Origin of the sequence: Sphingobacterium endophyticum, from assembly GCF_009733535.1 — a bacterium.
Taxonomy (GTDB): domain Bacteria; phylum Bacteroidota; class Bacteroidia; order Sphingobacteriales; family Sphingobacteriaceae; genus Sphingobacterium; species Sphingobacterium endophyticum.
Genome location: NZ_SMMI01000012.1, coordinates 104,720 through 128,144 on the forward strand (window position 1 = coordinate 104,720; position 23,425 = coordinate 128,144).

General features: G+C 34.4%; 21 protein-coding genes. 8 read left to right on the top strand and 13 right to left on the bottom strand.

Annotation, left to right across the window (positions count from 1 at the left end):
• The first annotated feature begins 90 nt into the window (after positions 1-90).
• The 4 genes from E0Y80_RS14950 to E0Y80_RS14965 are packed head-to-tail and all read left to right on the top strand — an operon-like array spanning position 91 to position 4,532.
• Positions 91-1,917 carry an ABC transporter ATP-binding protein gene (locus E0Y80_RS14950; protein WP_156308475.1) on the top strand — a complete coding sequence of 609 codons (1,827 nt, stop codon included), beginning with the start codon at positions 91-93 and terminating at the stop codon, positions 1,915-1,917.
• A gap of 60 nt (positions 1,918-1,977) precedes the next feature.
• On the top strand, positions 1,978-3,177 hold the full coding sequence (gene mqnE, locus E0Y80_RS14955) for an aminofutalosine synthase MqnE (protein ID WP_156308476.1): 1,200 nt from the start codon (positions 1,978-1,980) through the stop codon (positions 3,175-3,177).
• A 13-nt stretch (positions 3,178-3,190) separates the two neighbouring features.
• The gene (locus E0Y80_RS14960; RefSeq protein ID WP_156308477.1) at positions 3,191-3,817 is read left to right on the top strand and encodes a histidine phosphatase family protein; all 627 of its coding nucleotides are present in this window, start codon (positions 3,191-3,193) and stop codon (positions 3,815-3,817) included.
• Positions 3,810-4,532: a menaquinone biosynthetic enzyme MqnA/MqnD family protein gene (locus E0Y80_RS14965; RefSeq protein WP_156308478.1), complete on the top strand. Its 723-nt coding sequence runs from the start codon at positions 3,810-3,812 to the stop codon at positions 4,530-4,532. Before E0Y80_RS14960 ends, E0Y80_RS14965 begins: the two co-directional genes overlap by 8 nt.
• A 47-nt stretch (positions 4,533-4,579) precedes the next feature.
• On the opposite strand, the gene E0Y80_RS14970 is transcribed toward E0Y80_RS14965, so the two are convergent.
• The 3 genes from E0Y80_RS14970 to E0Y80_RS14980 are packed head-to-tail and all read right to left on the bottom strand — an operon-like array spanning position 4,580 to position 6,265.
• On the bottom strand, positions 4,580-4,957 hold the full coding sequence (locus E0Y80_RS14970; RefSeq protein WP_156308479.1) for a DUF423 domain-containing protein: 378 nt from the start codon (positions 4,955-4,957) through the stop codon (positions 4,580-4,582).
• An 8-nt stretch (positions 4,958-4,965) separates the two neighbouring features.
• On the bottom strand, positions 4,966-5,667 hold the full coding sequence (locus tag E0Y80_RS14975; protein WP_156308480.1) for a thioredoxin domain-containing protein: 702 nt from the start codon (positions 5,665-5,667) through the stop codon (positions 4,966-4,968).
• Between the two features lie 22 nt (positions 5,668-5,689).
• A complete protein-coding gene (locus E0Y80_RS14980) occupies positions 5,690-6,265 on the bottom strand; it encodes a PhnA domain-containing protein (RefSeq protein WP_156308481.1) in 576 nt (191 codons plus the stop codon).
• A 148-nt stretch (positions 6,266-6,413) separates the two neighbouring features.
• On the opposite strand from E0Y80_RS14980, the gene ypfJ reads away from it, so the two are divergent.
• Positions 6,414-7,280 carry a KPN_02809 family neutral zinc metallopeptidase gene (ypfJ, locus tag E0Y80_RS14985; protein WP_156308482.1) on the top strand — a complete coding sequence of 289 codons (867 nt, stop codon included), beginning with the start codon at positions 6,414-6,416 and terminating at the stop codon, positions 7,278-7,280.
• Position 7,281: 1 nt separating this feature from the next.
• Here ypfJ and E0Y80_RS14990 read toward each other — a convergent pair whose 3' ends face one another.
• Both E0Y80_RS14990 and fabG read right to left on the bottom strand, forming a co-directional pair.
• Positions 7,282-8,262, bottom strand: a complete 981-nt coding sequence (locus tag E0Y80_RS14990) for a LuxE/PaaK family acyltransferase (protein ID WP_156308483.1) — start codon at positions 8,260-8,262, stop codon at positions 7,282-7,284.
• A 106-nt stretch (positions 8,263-8,368) separates the two neighbouring features.
• Positions 8,369-9,112, bottom strand: a complete 744-nt coding sequence (gene fabG, locus E0Y80_RS14995; RefSeq protein ID WP_156308484.1) for a 3-oxoacyl-[acyl-carrier-protein] reductase — start codon at positions 9,110-9,112, stop codon at positions 8,369-8,371.
• A gap of 234 nt (positions 9,113-9,346) precedes the next feature.
• Here fabG and E0Y80_RS15000 point away from each other — a divergent pair, with 234 nt between their 5' ends.
• The 3 genes from E0Y80_RS15000 (at position 9,347) to E0Y80_RS15010 (ending at position 12,708) form a co-directional block, all read left to right on the top strand.
• A complete protein-coding gene (locus tag E0Y80_RS15000; protein ID WP_156308485.1) occupies positions 9,347-10,843 on the top strand; it encodes a malate:quinone oxidoreductase in 1,497 nt (498 codons plus the stop codon).
• A gap of 173 nt (positions 10,844-11,016) precedes the next feature.
• A complete protein-coding gene (gene pnuC, locus E0Y80_RS15005; RefSeq protein WP_197091617.1) occupies positions 11,017-11,634 on the top strand; it encodes a nicotinamide riboside transporter PnuC in 618 nt (205 codons plus the stop codon).
• Positions 11,635-12,708 carry an acyl-CoA dehydrogenase family protein gene (locus tag E0Y80_RS15010; protein WP_156308486.1) on the top strand — a complete coding sequence of 358 codons (1,074 nt, stop codon included), beginning with the start codon at positions 11,635-11,637 and terminating at the stop codon, positions 12,706-12,708.
• A 45-nt stretch (positions 12,709-12,753) separates the two neighbouring features.
• Here the strand turns inward: E0Y80_RS15010 and E0Y80_RS15015 are convergent, their stop codons facing one another.
• From E0Y80_RS15015 to E0Y80_RS15050, 8 genes are all read right to left on the bottom strand, one after another.
• Positions 12,754-14,028 (bottom strand): DUF4302 domain-containing protein, encoded by a 1,275-nt coding sequence (locus tag E0Y80_RS15015; protein WP_156308487.1) that lies wholly within the window; start codon positions 14,026-14,028, stop codon positions 12,754-12,756.
• Between the two features lie 8 nt (positions 14,029-14,036).
• A complete protein-coding gene (locus tag E0Y80_RS15020; RefSeq protein ID WP_156308488.1) occupies positions 14,037-15,302 on the bottom strand; it encodes a DUF4302 domain-containing protein in 1,266 nt (421 codons plus the stop codon).
• Positions 15,299-16,156 carry a substrate import-associated zinc metallohydrolase lipoprotein gene (locus E0Y80_RS15025; protein WP_156308489.1) on the bottom strand — a complete coding sequence of 286 codons (858 nt, stop codon included), beginning with the start codon at positions 16,154-16,156 and terminating at the stop codon, positions 15,299-15,301. Before E0Y80_RS15025 ends, E0Y80_RS15020 begins: the two co-directional genes overlap by 4 nt.
• A 6-nt stretch (positions 16,157-16,162) precedes the next feature.
• Entirely contained in the window at positions 16,163-17,635 is a 1,473-nt protein-coding gene (locus tag E0Y80_RS15030; protein WP_156308490.1) for a RagB/SusD family nutrient uptake outer membrane protein, read from the bottom strand.
• A gap of 13 nt (positions 17,636-17,648) precedes the next feature.
• Positions 17,649-20,888, bottom strand: a complete 3,240-nt coding sequence (locus E0Y80_RS15035) for a SusC/RagA family TonB-linked outer membrane protein (protein WP_156308491.1) — start codon at positions 20,886-20,888, stop codon at positions 17,649-17,651.
• Positions 20,845-21,318: an STN domain-containing protein gene (locus E0Y80_RS15040; RefSeq protein WP_156308492.1), complete on the bottom strand. Its 474-nt coding sequence runs from the start codon at positions 21,316-21,318 to the stop codon at positions 20,845-20,847. Before E0Y80_RS15040 ends, E0Y80_RS15035 begins: the two co-directional genes overlap by 44 nt.
• Before the next feature lie 101 nt (positions 21,319-21,419).
• The gene (locus tag E0Y80_RS15045; protein ID WP_156308493.1) at positions 21,420-22,589 is read right to left on the bottom strand and encodes a FecR family protein; all 1,170 of its coding nucleotides are present in this window, start codon (positions 22,587-22,589) and stop codon (positions 21,420-21,422) included.
• Positions 22,590-22,652: 63 nt separating this feature from the next.
• Positions 22,653-23,189, bottom strand: coding sequence for an RNA polymerase sigma factor (locus E0Y80_RS15050; protein WP_197091618.1), 537 nt, complete (start codon positions 23,187-23,189; stop codon positions 22,653-22,655).
• Between the last annotated feature and the right edge of the window lie 236 nt (positions 23,190-23,425).

A 23,425-nucleotide genomic window follows, 5' to 3' on the forward strand; every position in this document is an offset into this window, starting at 1 on the left:
TGACATTTATTTGCAACATTTTCATGCCTTGGATCCTGAAAACAGACATAGGTTACATTTTTTATTACATTTGTAATCTTAGTAATCTGCATGAAGACATACTTTAGACTACTTTCGTTTGCGAAACCAATAGAAAAATATGCTATTCCTTATATCATATGTACTTTGATAATGGTGGTATTTAGCACCTTGAATTTAGCATTATTAGCCCCCCTTTTACATACCCTCTTTAATTCTCAGGATGCTGTTATTGAGCCTGTTGCAAAGCCAGATGGATTTACTGATGTAATGGGGTATTTCAATTATTTTGCCTATGATTTGAATAACAGACTGGGACCATATGATGCTTTAAAATACATCTGTATTGTCATTGTGATTTCGGTTTTTGTTAGCAATTTATTTAGGTATCTCTCCCAAAGAATTATGGAAAATCTGAGAATTCATACTTTATTGAATCTTAGAAAATCTGTTTTTGATAATGTAATGAATTTACATTTGGGCTATTTCTCCAATCAAAGAAAGGGCGATATTATATCTAAAATAGCCTCTGATGTACAAGTTGTTCAATTTTCTGTCACAGGAACATTGCAAGTGGCTTTCAAAGAACCTTTACAACTGATTGCTTATGTAATAATGCTTTTCTTAATATCAGCAAAACTTACTTTGTTTTCTCTGTTGGTCATTCCTGTATCGGCATTTTTTATTTCTAAAATTGTTAAAACATTAAAACATCAGGCGCAACAAGGGCAAAAGATCTATGCCAATATGATAACCCTATTGGAAGAGGCCTTATCTGGTATTAAAATTATCAAATCATTTAACGCGATTGAATTTATTAAAGGTAGGTTCAATGCTGAAAACGACGAATATGCCAAAATAAATAGAAGGATGGTTCGTCGTCAACAGATGGGTTCTCCTGTTTCTGAATTATTGGGCGTCGGTATGGTAGCAGTAATTCTATTATATGGTGGCCATTTGGTCCTTAGTGGACAAGGAGACTTAGAAGCTTCAGAATTTATCGCATATATCGCTATTTTCTCCCAAGTTATGCGTCCCGCTAAAGCATTAACAGATGCTTTTAGTAATATTCATAATGGTATCGCTGCTGGGGAAAGAGTATTACAACTAATAGACGAGAAAAATCAAGTAGCAGATAAGCCAAATGCAATTGAAATTAATAAATTCGAAAGTAAAATTGAATTTAAAAATGTTTACTTCGCTTATGAAGAAAACGAGGTTTTGCATAATGTTAACCTAACGATTCACAAAGGTGAAACAGTTGCCCTTGTCGGGCCTTCGGGAGGTGGTAAATCTACTTTAGTTGATTTAATTCCTCGTTTTATGGACTGTACTGCAGGTACAGTATCAGTAGATGGTATGGATGTGAAGGATTTACAACAAGAATCATTAAGAAGAATCATCGGTGTAGTCAATCAAGAATCTATTTTGTTTAATGATTCCATCTTCAATAATATAGCATTTGCGAATGCGGAGGCAACAGAGGAACAAGTTATTCAAGCTGCTAAAATTGCAAATGCCCATGAATTTATTATGGGTACAGAGCATGGGTATCAGACAAATATCGGTGATCGAGGTTCTAAATTGTCTGGGGGACAGCGTCAGCGGATATGTATCGCTCGTGCAGTCTTAAAAAATCCGCCAATTATGCTCTTGGACGAGGCGACATCTGCCTTGGATACTGAATCGGAAAGACTTGTTCAAGATTCATTATATAAATTAATGGAAAATAGAACCACTGTAGTAATCGCACATCGATTAAGTACGATTCAAAACGCTGACAAAATCATTGTATTGGAGGCGGGACGAATTGTTGAGTTTGGTTCTCATTTGGAATTGATCGGTCAAAATGGCCTCTATAAAAGGTTGATCGATATGCAGCAATTCGTAGAAGCGTAAAGCTGGTATTTTAGCATTTACGGCTATGATTTGCTACATTTGTATAGTAAGGACTGCGAAATGGAAGCAACAGAAAAATTATCGTTTTTATTGAACGACAAGAATCTATCAAGAGAATTAAAATTAATTGCAGAAAAGGTACTTAATAATGAGCGCATTACATTTGATGAAGGCGTTTATTTGTATGAAAATGCTGAATTAGGGTATTTAGGTGTTTTAGCAAACTATATCCGCGAGAAGAAACATGGTGATTACACCTACTTCAACCGTAATTTTCATATTGAGCCTACAAATGTTTGTGTCTATGATTGTAAGTTCTGTTCTTATTCCAGATTGATCAAGAATAGGACAGATGGTTGGGAAATGAATGTTGATGCAATGATAGACATCGTTAAGAAATATGACGATGAACCGGTTACTGAAGTCCACATTACAGGAGGGGTGGTACCTAAGCAGAACCTTGAATTCTATGCTGAGTTTTTCAAACGCTGTAAAGACCATCGTCCAGAACTTCATATCAAGGGATTAACTCCAGTTGAATACTTTTATATTTTCAAAAAAGCTAAGCTTAGTCATTATGATGGAATGAAATATCTTCAATCTTGTGGCTTAGATTCTATGCCTGGTGGTGGAGCTGAGATTTTTCATCCTGAGGTCCGTGAAAAAATTGCGCATGATAAATGTAATGCAGAACAGTGGTTGGACATTCATGAACAGGCACATAAACTTGGAATGCATACAAATGCAACAATGCTTTATGGACATATTGAAGAGTTTTGGCATCGTGTAGACCACATGGAAAGATTAAGGCAATTGCAAGATAAAACTGGAGGATTTCAAACTTTTATCCCATTAAAGTTTCGAAATAAAGATAACCAAATGGATAATGTACCTGAAGTTTCTGTGGTTGAAGACCTTAGAAATTATGCCATTTCAAGGATTTACTTAGATAATTTTGCACACATTAAAGCATATTGGGCAATGATTTCTAGAAATACTGCTCAAATGTCTCTAAGCTATGGCGTTGATGATATTGATGGTACGCTAGATGATACCACTAAAATATACAGTATGGCTGGTGCTGAAGAACAAACTCCTGCAATGAGTACCAAAGAACTTGTTGATTTGATTAAGAATGTTGGTAGGCACCCAATTGAGAGAGATACTTTATATCATGTTGTAACTGATTATAAAGATTTTGTTTTTGAAGACTCAGCTCCCAAAAAACAATATTATTCACTGCCTGTTGTCAATTCATAAGTAAAGGATTCAATTGAAAAAAACATTTTATTTCATTCGACACGGTCAAACTGACTTAAATCTTAAAGGAATAGTACAAGGAAGAGGGGTAGATAGCCCTCTCAATGAAAATGGTATTAAACAGGCATTGGCTTTCTACAATTCCTATAAAACCATCCCTTTTGATAAAATTTACACCTCAACATTACTTCGTACACATCAAACTGTTGCGCCATTTTTAAAACATGGGGTTCCCATGGAGCAACTTTTAGGCTTGGATGAAATTAGTTGGGGGATCTATGAAGGTCAAGAACAAACCGAAGAAATATTGTCGGGATTTGAAAAAGTAGTGGCTTCATGGAGAAATAATAATTTGGACCTAGCTATTGAAAATGGTGAATCACCAAATCAACTGGTCTATAGACAAAAAGAAGCCATTGATTATATGCTTAAACAGCCCGATGAAGAAACCATTCTTGTTTGTATGCATGGTCGGGCATTAAGAGTTTTGCTATGCCACCTTACTGAAACCCCAGTATGTAATATGGACGATTTCCCTCACACCAATACGGCTTTATATAAACTGGAATATTCCAACAACAGCTTTACAATAGTTGACCATTATAATACAAAGCATTTAGATTTTTTAGTCAATGAATAAAATTAGAATATCTGCTGTTTCTTATACCAATACATTACCATTTTTACAGGGAATAAGAAATTCAGATGTAATGAATGATATTGAGCTTTCTGTGGATTATCCCGCTGAATGTGCAAGAAAAGTGATTGCAGATGAATCTGATATGGGAATTATTCCTATTGCTGCATTGCCAAATTTAAAAGAATATCACTTTATTGGCGACTACTGTATTGGCTCTTTGGATTATGTAGATTCGGTTTTCATCTTTTCGAAGAAACCTATTGATGAGATTAACACGCTCTTATTAGATAAGCAGTCTCGGACTTCAAATGGATTAGCCAGAATCCTGCTTAAACATTATTGGAAAAAAGATATAGAGGTGATTACTGAAGGTGATGCGGATGCCTTTGTTTTAATTGGCGATAGAACCTTTGGGAAAAAAGAAGAAGTTCCATATGTCTATGATATGGGGCATTACTGGAAAGAACTGACTGGTTTGCCTTTCGCTTATGCTGTTTGGGTTTCAAATAAAAAATTACCTGAAAGTTTTGAAAAGAAATTCAATGAAGCCTTAGAAGACGGGATCTCAAGACCTGATGATGTAATTCCTGGACTTCCAATATTTCCGAATTTTGATTATCACAAATATCTAAACGAAAACTTAGATTATCATTTAGATCACAATAAAAAGAAAGCTATCGAAAAGTATCTCGAATGGTATAAAGAATTGGATTAAAAAAAGAGCGGGATTTCTTAAAAATCCCGCTCTTTTTTTTAATCATTTTATTTTAAAAATGACAATAGGAGCATTAACCATCCTATAATCATTAGTAATCCTCCTAAGGGAGTAATAGGGCCTAAAAATCTAAGGTTGACCTTCAGCAGGTCTTTTAAACTTAAAAAGTAGATGCTTCCAGAGAATAAGATACATCCCCCAAATATTCCATAATATGCCCAATTCTCCATGCTGCCATCGAATTTTAAATGAAATCCAATAATCAACAGTGTAATTGCTGCATACATTTGATAGCGAACAGCAACTTCAAAAGAGGCCAATCTTTCTTCAGTTAATACTTTTTTCAAGGCATGAGCACCGAATGCTCCAAAAATAATAGATAGTATACCTAATATTGCGCCTGTAACTAATGCTATTTGGTTCACAAGAATTTTTAGTTGGTAGTTTTATTGATTTGAGCTAATATTTCACCCTCGGTAGGAACACCGGTCTTATTCCAAATAATTTCTCCTTTTTGGAAAAGCAATAGCTGAGGAATACCGCGAACATTTAATGCTTTCATTAAGGTTTTATTTTGATCGGCATCAATCTTAACCACCTTAACTTTATTAGATTGTTCCTTTTCAATTTTCTCTATAGTAGGTTTTAACTCCTGGCATGGAACACACCAAACCGCAGAAAAATTAACAAGTACGACATCTGAAGAATGAATGATTTTCTCAAAATCATCAGTTGTTAACCCCTTGACTTCTTCATTGTTATCTGGTTTTATCTCAGGTTTTTCTGCATTTCTCCAATCCATCATCCCACCTGAATAATCGTAAACTTTAAACCCTTGCTGAGTAAGAAATTCAGAGGCTTGCTTGCTTCGACCTCCTCCTAAACAATAAACATATACAGGTTGATCTTTGTCAAGTGTTTTTATTGCTTTCTCAAATTTTGATCTTTCTTTCCAATCGATGTTAACTGAATTTGGCATATGACCGCCTTTATATTCTTCAGCAGTTCTGACATCTAAAATTTGAGTTTGTGGTTTTGCAATAACTTTTTCCATGGTTTCTGCATCCACTTTTTCTTGTGCATTGGTCGAAAGGAATGTTATGCCAAGGAATAATAAAATTAAATATCGTTTCATGTTAAATTGCTTGAATAAAAAATTATCCTTTTCTAAGGTATTTAGTTAATATAACGATGGTTTGACCCTCAATCTTGCCTTCTATTTGTTCTGTATTGTCATGAACAAGTCGAATGTTCTTAACTACCGTACCTAGTTTTGCAGAAATACTGGATCCTTTAACATCTAATGTTTTGATTAATACGACAGTATCTCCTTCAAACAACCTTGTGCCATTTGAATCTTGGTGAAATTCTACTAATGCTTCTGATTCATGATCACCTGTTTTTTTCGCCCATTCTAAAGTGTCATCATCAAGATATAGGATTTCCAGATTATCACTTGCCCAACCTTCATTTCTCAACCGGCTTAACATTCTCCAAGCTGTAACTTGTACTGGCAAATATTCAGACCACATGGTTTCTCCCAAAACTTTCCAATGTGCTGAATCAATTTGTTCGGTTTTTTCTATCTGACTTCTGCAAACAGAACATATCAATATACTGTTATCTAATGAAGGTGTTGAAGTAGGAGGAACCTCATAAAGATCAAGGTTTTCAGTTGATCGGCACAATTCACATTGGTTCTCACTTCTATTTTTCAGATCGTCTAATAACATATGTTTGGTAATAAAATAATGAATTCAAAGATAAGCATTTTAAATGAGGGGAATGAATTGTACCTTAGAACTAAGTTATGGCTATTTATATGCTATGGCAAAGAATTTGTAGTGTAACCAAAACAAACTAAAATTAAATAGAAAACTTATGAAATGGCAAGGCGGCCGTCGAGGCGGAAATATTGAAGATCGTAGAGGTATGTCCGGGGGACAAAAACTTACCCTTGGGGGAATAGGGGGAGTGATTGTATTGATTATTGGCTTTTTAATGGGCGGAGATCCGAACGATCTTTTAAATCAAATGGGACAAAGTCAACAAGGATCAGTCAATGAACAAGGAGAATACCAATCTACCCCTGAAGAAGATAAATTAATGGATTTTGCAGATGTAGTCTTGGCAAGTACCGATGATGTTTGGACAAAAATTTTTCAGGAAAATGGTAAATCGTATCCAAAACCAACCATGGTAATCTACACGGAAGGCACGCAAACTGAAGGTTGTGGTATGGGACAGTCTGCATTTGGACCATTTTATTGCCCAGGAGACCAAAAAGTTTATCTTGATTTAAGTTTCAATAGAGAATTAGCACAAAAATATGGTGCTAAAGGAGAATTCGCTTTGGCATATGTAATTGCACATGAAGTCGGACACCATATACAGAACATTTTTGGTGTGCTTTCCCAAACCAATTCACTAAGATCTAAATTAAGCGAACGAGAAAACAACAAAATATCTGTAATGACTGAACTTCAAGCAGATTTTTATGCTGGTGTTTGGGCGCATTATCTAAATAAATCAACGGATGTTGAGATCACTTACGATGATATAGTTGAAGGTATGCGTGCGGCAGCTGCAGTAGGAGATGATCATATTCAAGAACAAGCGTATGGTCAGTCTAATCCGGAATCATTTACCCACGGTTCTTCTGAACAACGTATGTATTGGTTTAAAAAAGGATATGAAACTGGAGATCTTAACGCCGGAAATACTTTTGATGATCCAAGTTTACAATAAACTATTGGACTAAGAGGTTGCATCCTCTGATATCTGAATTGTCAAACCTACCCAGGATTTCAAAGGAACCATCTTGATGGAATTTTCCTAAATCTTGAGTAGCAATAAAAGAACAGGAATTATAATTGGCCAAATCAATGACATTTATAGCTCCTGTTTTTTTATTGTCTAACAGGGTTAACGGGTCATTCGTATCTCTGATCAGGACCTTCATCCAATCAGGAGTAAAGAATAACCCGAATCCTTCTGAATATCCTTGTGATAATAATTCCGTCATTCCATATTCTGAATGAATGCTTGCGACGTTAAATCCTTTGCAAAGAATAGCATGCAACTCCTCTCGGATCATTTCTTTCCTTTTGCCTTTCATTCCACCTGTTTCCATAACAATAAGCTCAGGAAAATCTATTTGAAATCTTTCAACAAAATCTAATAGTGCGTAGGTAACTCCAAATAAAATTGTTTTAGTCTTGTTTTCTTTAAGCTTATTGAGGGTATTGGCTAGATCTTCATGGTTATATAAAAAATAGCCGCTTTCTGGTTGATTAGAATTTTTGATTAAATCATCAATCATATAAATGAGGGATGAACCTGATCGTTCTAAATAGGATGGAAGGAGTGCAACAATCGCTATGTCCTCCACATTTCCATAAAACTTTTCAAATGTTTTTCTGAAGCTTTTAATATACAATTCTGTATCTGCTACTAAATGCCTGCTCGTTATCATTCCTGTTGTACCCGATGAAGTAAAGATGACTTCAGCATTTTTGTTATCGACAATAATATCTTGACTTTTAAAAAATTGAATAGGTAAAAAAGGAATATTTCGGTAATGATTTACATGCATCGGGTTTATTCCTAAAATATCAACAAACTGTCCATACACGGGATTGTTTTTAGCTTGAAATCTAAAAATATCTAGGGCTAGCTCATTAAATTCTATCTCCGTTTTGATGTTAAATATTTTATCTGTTGTTCCCATTGCTGCAAATATACGATTACTGTTTTTCTAGAGGAGATATAAGCTGTATTCCAATAAAAAAGACTTCCACAAGGAAGTCTTTATATGATTTCTAAATTAATTATTTCTACAACATTCCGCCACAGACAGGAATAACCTGACCAGTGATATAAGCAGATAAATCTGATGCTAAAAATAAACAGGCATTGGCTACATCTTCAGGTTGGCCAGCACGTTTTAACGGGATATTTGCTTCCCATCCTTCAACCACCTTTGGATCCAATACATCTGTCATTTCGGTACGGATAAATCCTGGTGCTACGACGTTCGTGCGAATATTCCTTGAACCTAATTCTTTCGCTAATGATTTTGAAAATCCAATGATACCAGCTTTTGATGCAGCATAGTTTGCTTGTCCAGCATTCCCTTGTACACCTACTACTGAACTCATGTTGATAATGCTTCCTTTACGGTTTTTCATCATGACTTTGGAAGCAGCTTTGGAGACATTGAAAATCGATTTTAGGTTGATATTGATTACATCGTCCCAGTTTTCTTCTGTCATTCGCATTAATAAGCCATCTTTTGTAATTCCAGCATTGTTTACAACGATGTCTAAAGTCCCAAAATCAGCAACGATATCATTGATTAGTTTATCAGCTTCATCAAATTTTGAAGCATCTGAACGGTATCCCTTTACTTTTGTTCCGAATTGTTCAAGTTCTTTTTCCAAGGCTTGGCCTTTTTCTACCGATGATAGATATGTAAATGCTACATTTGCACCATTTTCTGCAAATACTTCCGCAATTTTACGACCTATTCCTTTTGATGCCCCTGTAATTAAAGCTGTTTTTCCGGCTAACAATTTCATATTAAAATATTAATGTTCGTTAAATTAATGTCCACAAAAGTGGAAAATAAACTGCATAATACAAAAAATGAATAGCATTAGAAAGTGTTGAACAGTAAAAAAAGTGGCTATATGGTAGAATTGAATAAGCAAGTAGGTATTTATTGATAAAATCACAAATATTTGAAACGTTTCTGACAAATTTATTCGCTTTAATATAAACCGAATATTAATTTTGTATTTCATTTAAAAACCATGGGTAAGAAAACAAAGAAAACGGAAGTAGATGTCGTATTAATTGGTGGAGGGATCATGAGTGCGACGCTAGGTACGTTAATTAATGAGCTAAGTCCTGATATTAATATTGAAATAATTGAACGTTTAGATGTTGTTGCTGCGGAAAGTTCTGATGCATGGAACAATGCCGGTACAGGTCACTCGGCGCTTTGTGAATTAAACTATACACCAGAACAGCCTGATGGAAGTGTTAAGATTGACAAAGCAATTAATATTGCTGAACAATACGAAATCTCTAAACAGTTCTGGTCTTACCTTGTCGAAAAAAATATCATTAAGAATCCAAGCCATTTTATTCGTAAAGTACCTCATATGTCTGCCGTTTTTGGTGAAAAGGATGTAAAGTTCTTGAAGACTAGATTCGAAACCATGACTAAACAGAATTTGTTCAAAGGGATGGAGTACACCGAGGATAAATCATTGTTGAATGAATGGGTACCTTTGATGATGGATGGAAGGGATAAAAATGAAGCAGTTGCTGCAACTAAAATGGACATCGGAACAGATGTTAATTTTGGAGCTTTGACTAAAGATTTGATTACTTACCTGGATGGAAAAGATAATATTAAATTATCCTTGAATCAGGAGGTTAAAGACATAGATCGTGAAGATGATGGTCGTTGGGAAGTTGAAGTGAAAGACTTGAAAACTGGTCAAAAACGCGAAATTCTTGCGAAATTCGTATTTATAGGCGCTGGTGGCCACTCCTTATTATTATTAGAAAAATCCGGTATTCCTGAAGCAAAAGGGTATGGAGGGTTCCCTGTAGGTGGTCAGTGGTTAAGATGCAATAATCCTGAGATTATTAAAGCTCATCATGCTAAAGTATATGGTAAAGCATCTGTAGGTGCTCCGCCAATGTCGGTGCCTCACTTAGATACTAGATATATCGATGGTAAGCAAGCCTTGTTATTTGGACCTTATGCTGGATTCTCTACAAAGTTCCTGAAAAAAGGTTCTTATTTTGATCTTCCTGCTTCCATTAAATTGTCGAATATTAGGCCTATGCTGTCTGCAGGTTTAGACAATCTTCCCTTGACAAAATATTTGATTACTGAGGTTATGAAAAAACCTCAAGATAAACTAGACTCATTAAAACAATTTATGCCTACTGCAAAGATGGAAGATTGGGAAATTGAGAAGGCTGGTCAACGTGTGCAGGTAATTAAAAAAGACCCTAAACATGGTGGGATTTTAGAATTTGGTACTGAGGTAGTATCGAGTGCCGACGGCTCAATTGCGGCATTATTAGGTGCTTCCCCTGGAGCTTCAACTTCAGTAGCCATTATGATTAGTTTATTGAAAAGATGTTTCCCTGAACGTGCAAAATCAGACTCGTATCGCAAGAAATTACGTGAGATGATTCCATCTTGGGGTAAAAAACTAAATGATGATGCGGCCTTATGTGACTCAACCCGAGAACGTACTTCTGCAATCTTACAATTAGATAAATAATATTTAACTCTTATGGGGTGCTAATATGTCCTGCCTCCAGGCGGGACATATTTTAGGCTGAGATTATACCCAATTCCATCTTTTGTGGAATGAACCTGATCCAGGTAATGCTGGCGTAGGTATTTAATTAAACCTTTAGCTCCCCATAAGGATATTCTTAATACCCCTTATTCGTGGAGGAAATATTCAACAATATCACTCAAGCTTTTTTACTAACCTCTTGGTTAGAACGTTTCTCCGTCATTTGCGGAATAATACAAGTTTTGCTGTCAAAAAATAATAAAGTATCCAATTATTTATTTGGAATATTGGGGATACTTTCTGGAATGTATGTTCTTTTTACCGCTGGTTTATATGCCGAAATTGCCTTGCAAATTTATTATTTGGTAATGAGCTTGTATGGTTGGTGGTTTTGGATAAGTAATAAGGCAGAAACTGAACAGCCGATTACAAAGACAAACAATAAAGAATGGTTGATTGTAGGATCGATCGTGTTCGGAGGTTTTATTATCTTTTACTTTTTGTTAAGATTTATTACTGATTCTGATGTCCCGGTTTGGGATGCTTGGGTGACTTCCACGGCTTGGGCAGGCATGTGGCTTTTAGCAAGGAGAAAAATTGAAAATTGGATTTTATTAAACATCAGTAATCTATTTGCTATTCCCTTATTAATTCATAAAGACCTGTATTTATTTGCTGCTTTAACTGCTTTCTTATTCGTTATAGCAATTTTCGGCTATATTAAATGGAAAAAAATTATGTCTTATCAATCGCTTACATCAATTAAATAAATGCTGACGGACCAACAAATAACAATAATTCAGGAGAATCAATCGGTAGGAATACAGCAAAAAAGCCTGTCTGATAATCAGTTAAAATTAATCTATCAATACAACTGGTTTAATATTTGGGTTCCAAAGCAATTAAATGGTTTGGAATTGACTTTTCCTTCCGGATTGGAACTGATTGAAGAATTGGCATATTGGGATGCTGGACTTGCCTGGACAATTACACTATGTTCTGGTGCTAATATGTTTGCAGGATTTATTGAGCCATCTTTAGCTACTCAGATATGGCAAGATCCTAAGGTATGCTTGGGTGGAAGTGGTAGAGTGGGAGGTATGGCTATCAAAGATGCTAATGACTTTATCATTTCCGGCTTTTGGAGCTATGCCACGGGGGCACCGCATTTAACTCACTTTACACTGAATGCTAAAATTGTACAGAACGGCCAAGAACTGCTTGATGAAAATGGAGAACCTGTATATTATTCGTTCTTTGTTCCGAGAGAACATGTATTATTTCATTATGATTGGGATACATTTGGCCTTGAATGCACGGCCAGCCACTCTTTCTCATTGGAAAATGTAAGGATTCCTCAAGAAAATGCATTTATTCTTGCTCCTCATGCAAAAAAGAATGAATCCCCTCTCTTTAATATTCCTTTTTTGCCATTTGCAGAATTGACGCTTCTAATGAATTATATAGGAATGTTTAAACGCTTTTTGGATTTATCTGAGAAATATTACTTTGAAAAATCCAAGGATCCAAATTGGGTCAGTACATACAGTAAACTTAGATTTAGAACATTGGATCAAATGAGGACATCTTTTGAAATCCATGTAGAGCAAATAAAAAAATTAGCAGATCTGGTCTGGGATAATGCTGAAAAGAACAAAATAACTGAACCAGAAATATTAGATTCAATTTCTAGCTTGTCTAAGGATTTGGTGAAAAATATTAAATTAAATGCTATTGATTTATTGCCAAACCTAGGTATTCGAGCAGCACAAAGAGAGAATGAATTAAATATTGTTTTTAGAAATCTTTTTACTGCAAGTCAACATAGATTGTTAAATATTTAAAAATAAAGAGCACCTCCAAAAGATAGGGAGATGCTCTTTATTTTATTATAATGACAAATCTGGTGGAGCTTGAAAATATGCCCATGTTAGGCCATCTCTGGCATCTACCAAAGTGTAACCAACTCCTGTTCGAATAACATAAAATCCTTTCGGGTTATAAATATATGAATTTGTAATCCCCATACTTTTCAATACGGCCGGATCTTCAGCTGGTTCTGATTCTAAAAGTTTTATAAATCTTAAAATTCCATTTTTTTCAATTCTTGATAGCGGACCGGCATAGCTGCCTGGATTGTCTCCATTTACATTGATTCCAAAGAACCAATGAAAAACTTTCCCCTCCTCAAAATAGGCATAATATGGTGCAAGACTAAATATTGTATAGCCGGGTATTTTTGTAAAGCCAGCAATATCATTTTGATTTCTTGTGCCAAAAACCTGAGTGGATTCCCACCATAAACGGGTGTTGAAATCTCCCTCAAATTCTCTTACTGGTTTTTGATCATAGACCTTCGGGACACTTTCATTCAATATTTTCAGGCCCCCACGTATCTTTAAATCTTTCTCGCCAATTTCAAATCCTTCCAAAACATTTAATGTTTTGTCCTCCAATAAAATTGGTTTCTCAAGTGTAATGCCATCGCCATGAAAATAATATTTTGTTTCCTTAACAACTGGCTTTAGACCAGTCCCCGAAATAAATCTTAACATCCTAATTGCTGTGTCAATCTCTAATCCAATTGTTTTTGAACCATATTGAAAATGATAAAAGTAACGGGGCATTAATGCTAATTTTTTAATCTTCTCTACATCTGAATTAATTGAATTACTTTTCAATTTTTTAAGTTTTTCTGAAGAGCATTTGAAAAGTTTCATTTTGGCTCCAAAGATTTCACCTTCCAAATATATAGTGTCCTTAACATTATTTTTGTAAGTCCATAAGGTATCTATATGCTTCGCATCTGCTGCAAAATTTGAAAACCTTGAATTCGGTTTGAAACTTATCGATGGATTTGCTTGAATGACCGCTAAACTATAATCAGTTTCCCCAAAAGATGAAAAATTTTTGGAAAAATCGCTTACAAATTCAGATTTACTCGCTGTGTTAAAGCCAAGATAGCCATAACTGACAGTTTTATGATCTCCATAAGTTATAGTGTATTCCCAACCATCTTTATTCGAGGCTAGAATTTCCTTTAATATTTTTAATTTTTCATGGGGATCTTCCCAGACTTTTTCTAGAGGTATATCCTTTAATTCTCCTTTTTTACAACCAGAAAATATAGATACAATCACTATGAATGCGAATATTTTTTTCATAATTCTTCTTATTTAAATCTTATCCAAATTTTACTATCCTTCCTGCTTACAAAATCAAAGCAATCCTTACCAGTTTGAAATACATTAAACCCTGCGGGATCAAACCATAACTTATTCTGATCTATAAATAATTGTTCATACGCAGTACCTGGAGGAATTCCTGATAATAGTTGAAAGGGTTTAAAAAATAATACTCCTTCGTCATTATAAATTGTGTTGAATATTGGCCCATAATGAAAATCTTCTGAATGAATTAGATAAAACGCATCTAGGGGATCTATATACCTTCTTGGAATAAAAAGAAACATGTTGAATCCTTGAATCTTTGTAAGGCCGATGGCATCTTTGACTCCTGAAATTGTAAATCCGGTGCTGGAAGTATGCATTTTGTCGATCATATACATTCTTCTTGGAGCTTCCTTATCTATACTTATAGGTTTACTTACATTTTTAATCTGTGCTTTAACTTGGCCATTATACTGTACGGAAATTTGATTTGTTGTTTTATTAATTTGAAAATCACTAAATGTTGAAATCCTTACTCCATTAGCTTCAAATGGTTTCCTTAAAACAATCCCATCTGCAATAACAGCATACTCTGTAGTAAATGATTTGTAATTTCCCTTATCATCATAATAAAAAGTAATGCAGTTTATTTCAGTGTTCAAAATAAATCCGTAATCCTTCTTATTTATCTGTATGCTGTTATAATAATTGGAAAGCTGATTTAATTCATCGATTTTCATCGCCTGTGCAAATGTTTTGCTTATATAATTGTCACCTTCACCTTCTTTTGCACGAATTAATATTAATTCACTTTCATTATGGTTACCACGTAATTTAATGGTGTCTTTAGAATTCTGAATAAAAGAGAATTCAAAATCAGATATCTTTCCACCGCCTCTCAATCCACCATTTTTTCGTTCATCAGGATCTGCCAATTGATGTAAGTAAGAATACGTGTCAAAATATAAACTCACAATTTGATCCGCGACCAAGCGGTAGGAACTTTCATCTGATTTAATAGTTTTTTCTTTATCTATTGTAGCATAGGTTTTAACCCGGTTTTTGTTGTCAAAACTAAATTTGAAGGTATAGCTTCCTCCTCCTTTTGGATATAGTATTCCGATCCAGCCTTCTTTCGATTTAATTAATTGGTCTGAATATTCCTCTTTTAATTGATTAATCTTACTATCAGGTCTTGTGCCTTCAAATTCCTTTTTACAGGATAGTAGGAGGAAACAAAGACATATCGTTGTTATCAGGTACTTCATTTTGTTTCGGTTTTGGTAAGCGTTAATAAGGCTGTTTGAACTTCCTTTTGTAAGGATTTAAAATCGATGTTAAAAGCGTCCTTGTAATATTGATGTACAATCCTTTCTTTGAGCCTAAAGGTTTTTTCCATCTCCATATTTTCTTTTATCAGGTCATCATATGCTTTTTGACCTTCTACAAGAAGAAATGAAATGGTCTCTACAAAATCTTCTGATTCGGCAGACTTTGCATAGCTCGAAACAAATCCTTGTGAATTTGCTGTCTTTTTATCAGTATTAATCCATGTTTGTGTATACCATTGTGTACTTATTCCTCGCCAAGCTTGAGGATAATGAATGTTCTGATGTAATATATGAGCGAATTCATGATGTATGGTGTGCAACATTTGGACAACGGTCGGTTTCTCTTTAAGTTCAAAATCATTGACTAAATATAAAGCGACTTTTGTACCGCCTTCGGCCGTCCCTAAGACGATAGTACCATTATTATTATATTCAGCACTTCCAACCAATACAAATTTTGTTATTGAAAATAGTTTCAGAAAATTCTTTCCCCCGACTTTTTCATAGGGTTTCATCCAGATATCACGGACAGCTCTAAGGACAGGAATGACTTTGCTTTCTTGGGCTGGAACTAATGTTCTGTTATAATTGACTTCAAAAGGCGACCATTTATATTTGATTTCAATATTGTAAGTTTTAATAAATTGCTCTTTTATAAAATTATCTAGTGGACTGGGTGCCCAGCGGTCACCTCCCAAATCAACAATGGGATCGGTAGGCAATTTTTCTTTTGAACATCCATTTATGATAATAAAACAGAGTGTTACAACGGTTAAAATATAAAATTTCATAATGTATTATCTTGGGTTTTGTTCAACTCCAGAAAGGATAACTTCTGCCGGAAGTTGAAAAATGCGCATTGGACTATTGATACCTAAAACATAAGTCTCTTTTTCATCATAGGATTTGTGAATGACAACAATTTTATGCCTAATAATATCAAACCACCTAAGACCTTCAAACAAAAATTCCCTTCGCTTAAAATCTAATATTGTCTTTACAATATTTTCCTCTAAATCCAAGGTTCCATAAAAAGCGTTTATACGACGAGGATTTACACTATGTACTTGTGGAACATACTGAGGCATGTCTGATGAATAGTAGACTTTTTTGCTAATAAAGGTGTTGATGTCCTTAATGGATTGGTCAAACATTTTCATTCTAGAATATGCTTCAGCACGATTTAATAATAATTCATCAACTGTAAATAATGGAACCATATTATATGGCATCCCATATTGTGCATTTAAACCTGTTCTAACAAAATGTTCCCGAAACTTAGGGATATGCAAGGCATAATCAGTCCCTCCAAATATGGGATACCCAAAAGCTCCGGTAGTGATGTTTTTGTCAAATATTAATTCTGCCATAATGTTTCGAGATAACCCAAAACGATTTAAAACAAAGTCCCTTCCCCAGGATGTTGCTGTTTCCGACAATAGTAGATTTGTTGGGTTATCTACACTGCTATACCATTGTTCCATGGTTAAATATTCCATGGCTGCAAATTCTCTTGTATTTACTGGACGAATTTGATTTTCAATATTGCTCCCTAATGATAGAATTGCATGTTCAATCGCTTTCTTATAGTCATGCTTAAATAAGTAAAATCGTGTCGCAAATGCATGAGCTGCCGTTCTTGTAAAGTGATATTTCTTCACCTTATACCGATTATCATCAAGTAAGGGTAGGCCTTCAACCAAATCCTTCTCAATTTGGTCATATACTGATTTGACGGTCCCTCTGTCGTACTTTTCTAATACTTTTTGTTCTGGCTGTGTGACATAAGGAATACCAATATCAGTAGATGCCGTTGATGGCTCATAATCTTTGCTAAATAATATAATTAACATATGGTGCGCATATGCTCTTGTTAATAAGGCTTCACCACGCAATGAATTCCATTCTTTGGATAGTTTGAGCTTTTCAATTGCTTCTAAAGCATGGTTGGATGCACTAATTGCTTTATATGCCGAGTACCAATAAAATGTAGGCGAATCAGGGTCTGATGTTTCAATATCTTTGAACATCCAAGGATTCATGTTATTCATATTAACCGACTGAAGGATTAGACCTTTATCACCCGCATTGTCAGAAGCGGATTCCGTAAATGGAATATAATTCCCTTTTGGATATGCAGAGGTTAATAATTCTGCAATTTTGGTTGCTGAGTCCAATTCTGTCCTCAAATCAGGGGGAGTATCCAAAAATTTCGAACATCCCGAACAAATAATCGATATAATTATTATATATATGGAGTTAATTTTCATAATGTTTCAGTGTTTAAAATCCCGCTTTAAGTGATAGTGTAAATTGACGCGGAATCGGAAGTGCAACACCCCCAGTTCCATAAAATTCAGGGTCTTGGCCATTTAGCTTTGGATCTGAATAAAGCAAAAACAGATTGTTGCCAACTAGATTAATATTAATATTATTGAATCCTGCCTTTTCATATAGTTTCTTCGGGACTTGGTAACCAAGTGTGATTTGTTTCATCCGAATGAATCCGCCATCTGCAATCCGTTGGGTAGAATAATTGTATGCATTGTAAACCTGTTCTCCTGGAAGTTTGGAATTTGTTCTGACGGTCGCAATTGATGGAGATAGGTTCTCATATGGAATCAGAAATCTATCTAAAAAATCATAAGACATGGCGTCTAGCTCAGAATAAGAATTTCTGTATATAGGATTTAGTCTAACTTTATTACCGGCACTGTACGTAACCAAAAAGGATAGGTTGAAGCCTTTATAATTGAATTGATTATATAAACCACCATTAAAGGTTGGGTCGACAGATCCTTCATATTTTAAATAATCCGTATGAATACTTTGCAGAAAAACATTGTTTGATATTTCATTTTTCTCATTGACAAAGATGGGTGTCCCGTTGAAATCATGTAGCTTGTTAAAATTTATTGAAAATAATCCACGGTGAGGATACCCTTCTTTTGCAGCTCCAACTGAATTTACCAAATTCCAAATTGTCGGTTCATTTCGAATTGAAGTTATCCTGTTATTGTAAAATGCATTGGTCAATTGAGTTTTCCAACCCCAATCTTTACGATTGAAAATTGTGGCCTTAAATAGTATTTCAACTCCCCTTGATTTCATGTTTGCATAATTTGCAAATTTGATCGATTCTCCTCCAATTCCAGAAATACGCATGGGACCTATTAAATCAAAGGCATCTCTATTATATAAATCAATTACCACTTGATATTTTCTATTCGAGAAACTGGCATCAATTCCGACATTGGCCTCATACTGTTTTTCCCAAGTAAGATCCTTATTCTCCAAATATTCGATGTTAATTACGGGTTCTTGTTCCGTAAGAAAAGGTCTATTAACACCTCCAGACCTTAAAACAAGACTCGCATTCGTAGCTGGACCCATACTTGCGGTTAAACCATAGGTTCCCCGAATTGTTAAGGTGTTAAAGAAGCTTTGATTCTTAAAGAAGTCCTCCTGATCAATATTCCAAGAACCAGATAAATTCCAAGTTGGTAACCAACGGGCAACACGACTATTACCTAACTGATTTGACCCATCATATCTTGCTGTACCCGTAAATTGATATTTTCCATCATATGAATAGGTGGCATTACTGGCAAAAGCAATAAATCGATCTGAAAAAACCTCCATTTTATAATATGGAAAATTTCCCTCCACCATCATTTTTATAATGTTGGGATCTATAAAAGGAACTCCTCCTTTGTCGAATTGGTAACCATATCCTGTCGATTCTTTGGATATCCTATCTAAAAACCTTAATTCTTGTGTGGCAAAAGCTGTAATGTAATTCTTTCCAAAGCTTTGATTCCAGTTTAAACTATTTCTCAAATAAAAGCTTTTGAGCATATTTTCATTGTTAATATACATTCCTCCATAGGGGAGAACAGTCTTTGGTCTTGCATCTGGGTTTTTCGGATCCCGATATAAAAATCTATTTGCATCCGATATTATGCTGTTTTCTACTCCATCAACTCCATAGATAGTACCCGCACGATATGCATTTGCTAAATTCGAATTTTCATTTATTTTATGCTCATTCCCTGTACTCGCATATCGAAATGCTCCAATAAAATCATAGCGAATGTTCTTTGGAAGTTTGTAGTTCAATTCTCCTTGTACCTTTAAATCCAACATTTTCAATTCCATATAATTTTTATCCAACTCTTCTAGTATGTTGAATGGAGCATAGTTCATTGTGACAAATTCTCGGTTACCTTTTTCATCAAATGGTGCAATTACCCGGGAAGTGTTTAAAGCATATGAAAATGGATTGATGTCAAAATCTCTTGACACAGCTCCTGTAACAGGATTACTGTCTTGGCCTAAAGTTCCGGGTGCTTTTTGGTCTCGAATGGAACCCGTAGTTAATAAACCTACAGTCAGTCCTTCTCTGATATGAAAATTTCCCCTAACATTCGCAGTATATCTTTTAACTCCATTGCCTTTCGCCCATCCGTTATCCTGTAAAAAGGAAGTCGAGTAATACGTCTGAACTTTATTTGTGCCATTCGAAAAACTAAGTGAATGCTCTTGGAGTAAGGAATTGTTAAATAGCGTTTTAAACCAGTCTGTATTTTGATAGACATATCTTTTCAAAAATTCCTCCCTTCCTTCAGGTGTATTTTCAACCAAAGGAGTCCCATCCTTCTTCCAGGTTGAAAGCGCTCTGGAAAGATTCCCATATATTCCAGAATTCATATTATTCTTAATTAGGGCATAATCTATGGCGCCTTTTCTTGCTATTTCTGAATAAATCGACATTTGATCGTAGGAATTTAATATGTCAAATTGGGAGTAAGATGGTCGCAAATAAGTGGTCATATTTCCTAAATACGAAACTGACTGACTACCTTCGCGACCTTTTTTAGTCGTTATAATAATTACCCCATTCATTGCTCTTGCTCCATAAAGTGAGGTTGCGGCAGCATCCTTTAAGATCTCAAAACTTTCAATATCATCAGGATTTATCCCCGCTACAGATGATCCTAAAAGTGTGGATGCATCTCCTGTAGAAAGTTGATCATTGGAAATATTAATGACATCTTCTAAAATAATACCATCCACAACCCATAAAGGCTTATTATCTCCGGTGATGGATGTTGCACCACGTACCCTAATTTTAGGTGCAGCTCCAAATGTGCCAGAAACATTCTGAAAAGAAACTCCTGAAACTTGTCCCTCTAGCATCCTTGATACATCTGGAACCCCAAAACGTTGCGCGTCCTCGGCTTTGATTTTTGTTGCAGCACCAGTGAATTTTCTCCTATCAATTGTTTGATATCCCGTGGCTACTACATCAACTGCCTCCAACATTTGATCCTCCTTATACATCGTAATTGGAATGTTTTTCCGCCCAGCAACTGATACCTCCTGCATTTTATAGCCCATGTAGGTCACGATAAGGATGTCCGTTGGCTTTGACAAAATCCTAAAAGTTCCAGATGCCGAACTGGTGGTACTTATTTGGCTATCTTTTATCTTTGATGGAAGCTCCAACCAATGGCACTCCATTTATATCTTTGATACTACCTTCTATATATTCCTGGCTCTGAACATTTGAATTTGAACGATTTGTGGTTCTTAAGTTTATGGTAATCTGACTTTCTGTAATTTGATATTCTAATTTATTTTTTGGAAGTATCTTGTCTAAAACCTGGGTAATGGTTGCACCGCTTAATTCGATTGTGATGGGCCCAGTAACTTGGTTTATTTGATCATTATAAAAGAATTGAAATTTTGTTTGATTTGAAATTTCTTCTAAAACTCTATTTAATTTTGCTTTTTGAAATTTCAATGTTATTGATTGATTGCTTGCTTGAACGATAAGGATGTTTAATGAAAATATTAACATTAAAAAGACATGCCTAACAATTTTAACATGGATAGAATAGGGGATAGCCCTTTTTCTTTCCAGTTTCTTGTTAACTAAAAAGTACTGCATTTTAAAATTGATTTGTGTTTATAATTGGGAGTGCTATTTGATTAGGAACTTAATAGTAATATTATTTATCCTAGAATCATGATTAAGTAAACGGCATTTTTCTATTTTTTTGAGTTAATAATTAAATTGTTTTCAGAAATTTTAAAGGTATATATGGAGGTTCGGGAAAGTATTTCTAAGAATTGTGATAGGTTAACATCTCGATTTATGGTTCCGCTGAATGTTTGGTCATCTGATTTAAAGGATTGATAATTAGTCTTTAATCCATACCAATTTTCTATCTGAAATAATATCTCTTCTAAAGAATCGTTTTGGAAATAAAATTGGTTGTCCTTCCATGCCAATTCTTTCTTAAGGTTTGTTTCAATTACAGCAATAGAATCATTACTGATTGATGCTTTTTGATTTGGATGCAAAATCCGATTCTCGATTCTTGTTTGAATATCTATTTTTCCCTCTGCGAGTGTAGCAAAGAGCTTATTCTTATAATTATTTAAATTGAATGAAGTTCCTAAAACACGGATGTTTGCTTGATCCGTTTTTACTGTAAATGATTGATTTTTAAGTTTTTTTATTTCAAAATAGGCTTCCCCTTTCATTGAAATAATTCTTTCTTTTAAATCAAATCTGGAAGGAAATTGGATTTCTGAATTTGAATTGAGCCAGACTGAACTCCCATCAGGAAGTTGAATAGAATAAAATTGATTTACCGGCACATTTATTTTAAACCATTTAATTTCTTCGTTTAATTCTTTAGAAGAGTTTTCTGAAATAAGCTTATTATTAATGCTGTAAAAATCTCCTTTAGAATTGATTTTTAATGGCTGAGTGAGTTGAAGGGTACTACCATCAGGAAACTCCAATTTAGCACCAAGGCTAGCAGGATTTTTATCTGAAAGTTTAGATACTTTTTTTTCTTTTAAATCGGAATTGCTGTTTTTCTTATGAAAAGAGAGGATATCCTTATTAAGATAAGTAAGCGTACTTAAAATGACTAGAATACTTGCCGCTATTGACCATGACTTAATGAATCTTCTTAAATCTAATTTTTTTGCCTTTTGTCTTTTACTCCATGATTTTTCTCCATCAAAGGAGTTTAAAATATCTAATTCTTTTTGGAGATGGGAGGGATCAATTACTTTTATGAAAAATTCCTTATTCTTAATATCCGATTCTATCCAATTATTAAGTTTTCGAATTTCTCTGACAGAACATGATCCTTCTATATATTTAAGTATTAACTTGGCTATTAATTTTTCCTTTTGGCTCATAATTATCTATTAGAAAATATGATAGAGAAAAAGGATGAACTAAATTTTAAAAAATTTTTATTTTTAAGTTAAATAGATGAGCAGTAAAAGATAATGTTCCGTATTTAAATGTTGTTGAAGGTAGTTTAAACCTCTTTTTTTATGGGTTTTTACCGTATTGATACTAATATTTAATTTTTCTTTAATCTCATTATTACTTAATCCATCAAAAAAACTAAGTTTGATAACTTGCTGACACATTCTCGGTAATGAATTTACTAGTTTGTCAATTTCTTCCAATAATTCGTTTTGAATGATCAACCGATCTAAATCCAAGGAATCTATTTCATTGAATCCTGTTTTATCCCAATAGCGACGGTTAACCATGAGCCTCTTATGTTCATTATATAGTTTATTTCTTACACTTGTATATAGAAATGATTTTATGGCATTTGGGTTTTCTGACACCTTACTTTTATTCAAGTAATAAGATGTAAATGCATCATGCGCTAGGTCTTCCGAATACTCGTGATCTCCTGTTAATTTAAATGCGTAATAACTGACAAATTTAAAATAGTTGATATACAAATTTTTATCAGAATTCAAGGCGGTACTTTTCATGATCAAAAATATAATTGGCATTCACGTTAATCATAAATAAACGTATGTAATTTAAAGTTAATTAATAGAATGGAATTATAAAAATAAGATATAAATTTAAACTTTGTTAAATTTTAAATTTTCAATTTGAAATTGAATAATGGAAAATTGTAAGAGATTGATTGTAGAGAGGGGAAGGTCAGGTAAAAAATATGATGGTGGATTTTAATCCTCTTCTGAGTTAAAATCATCACCAT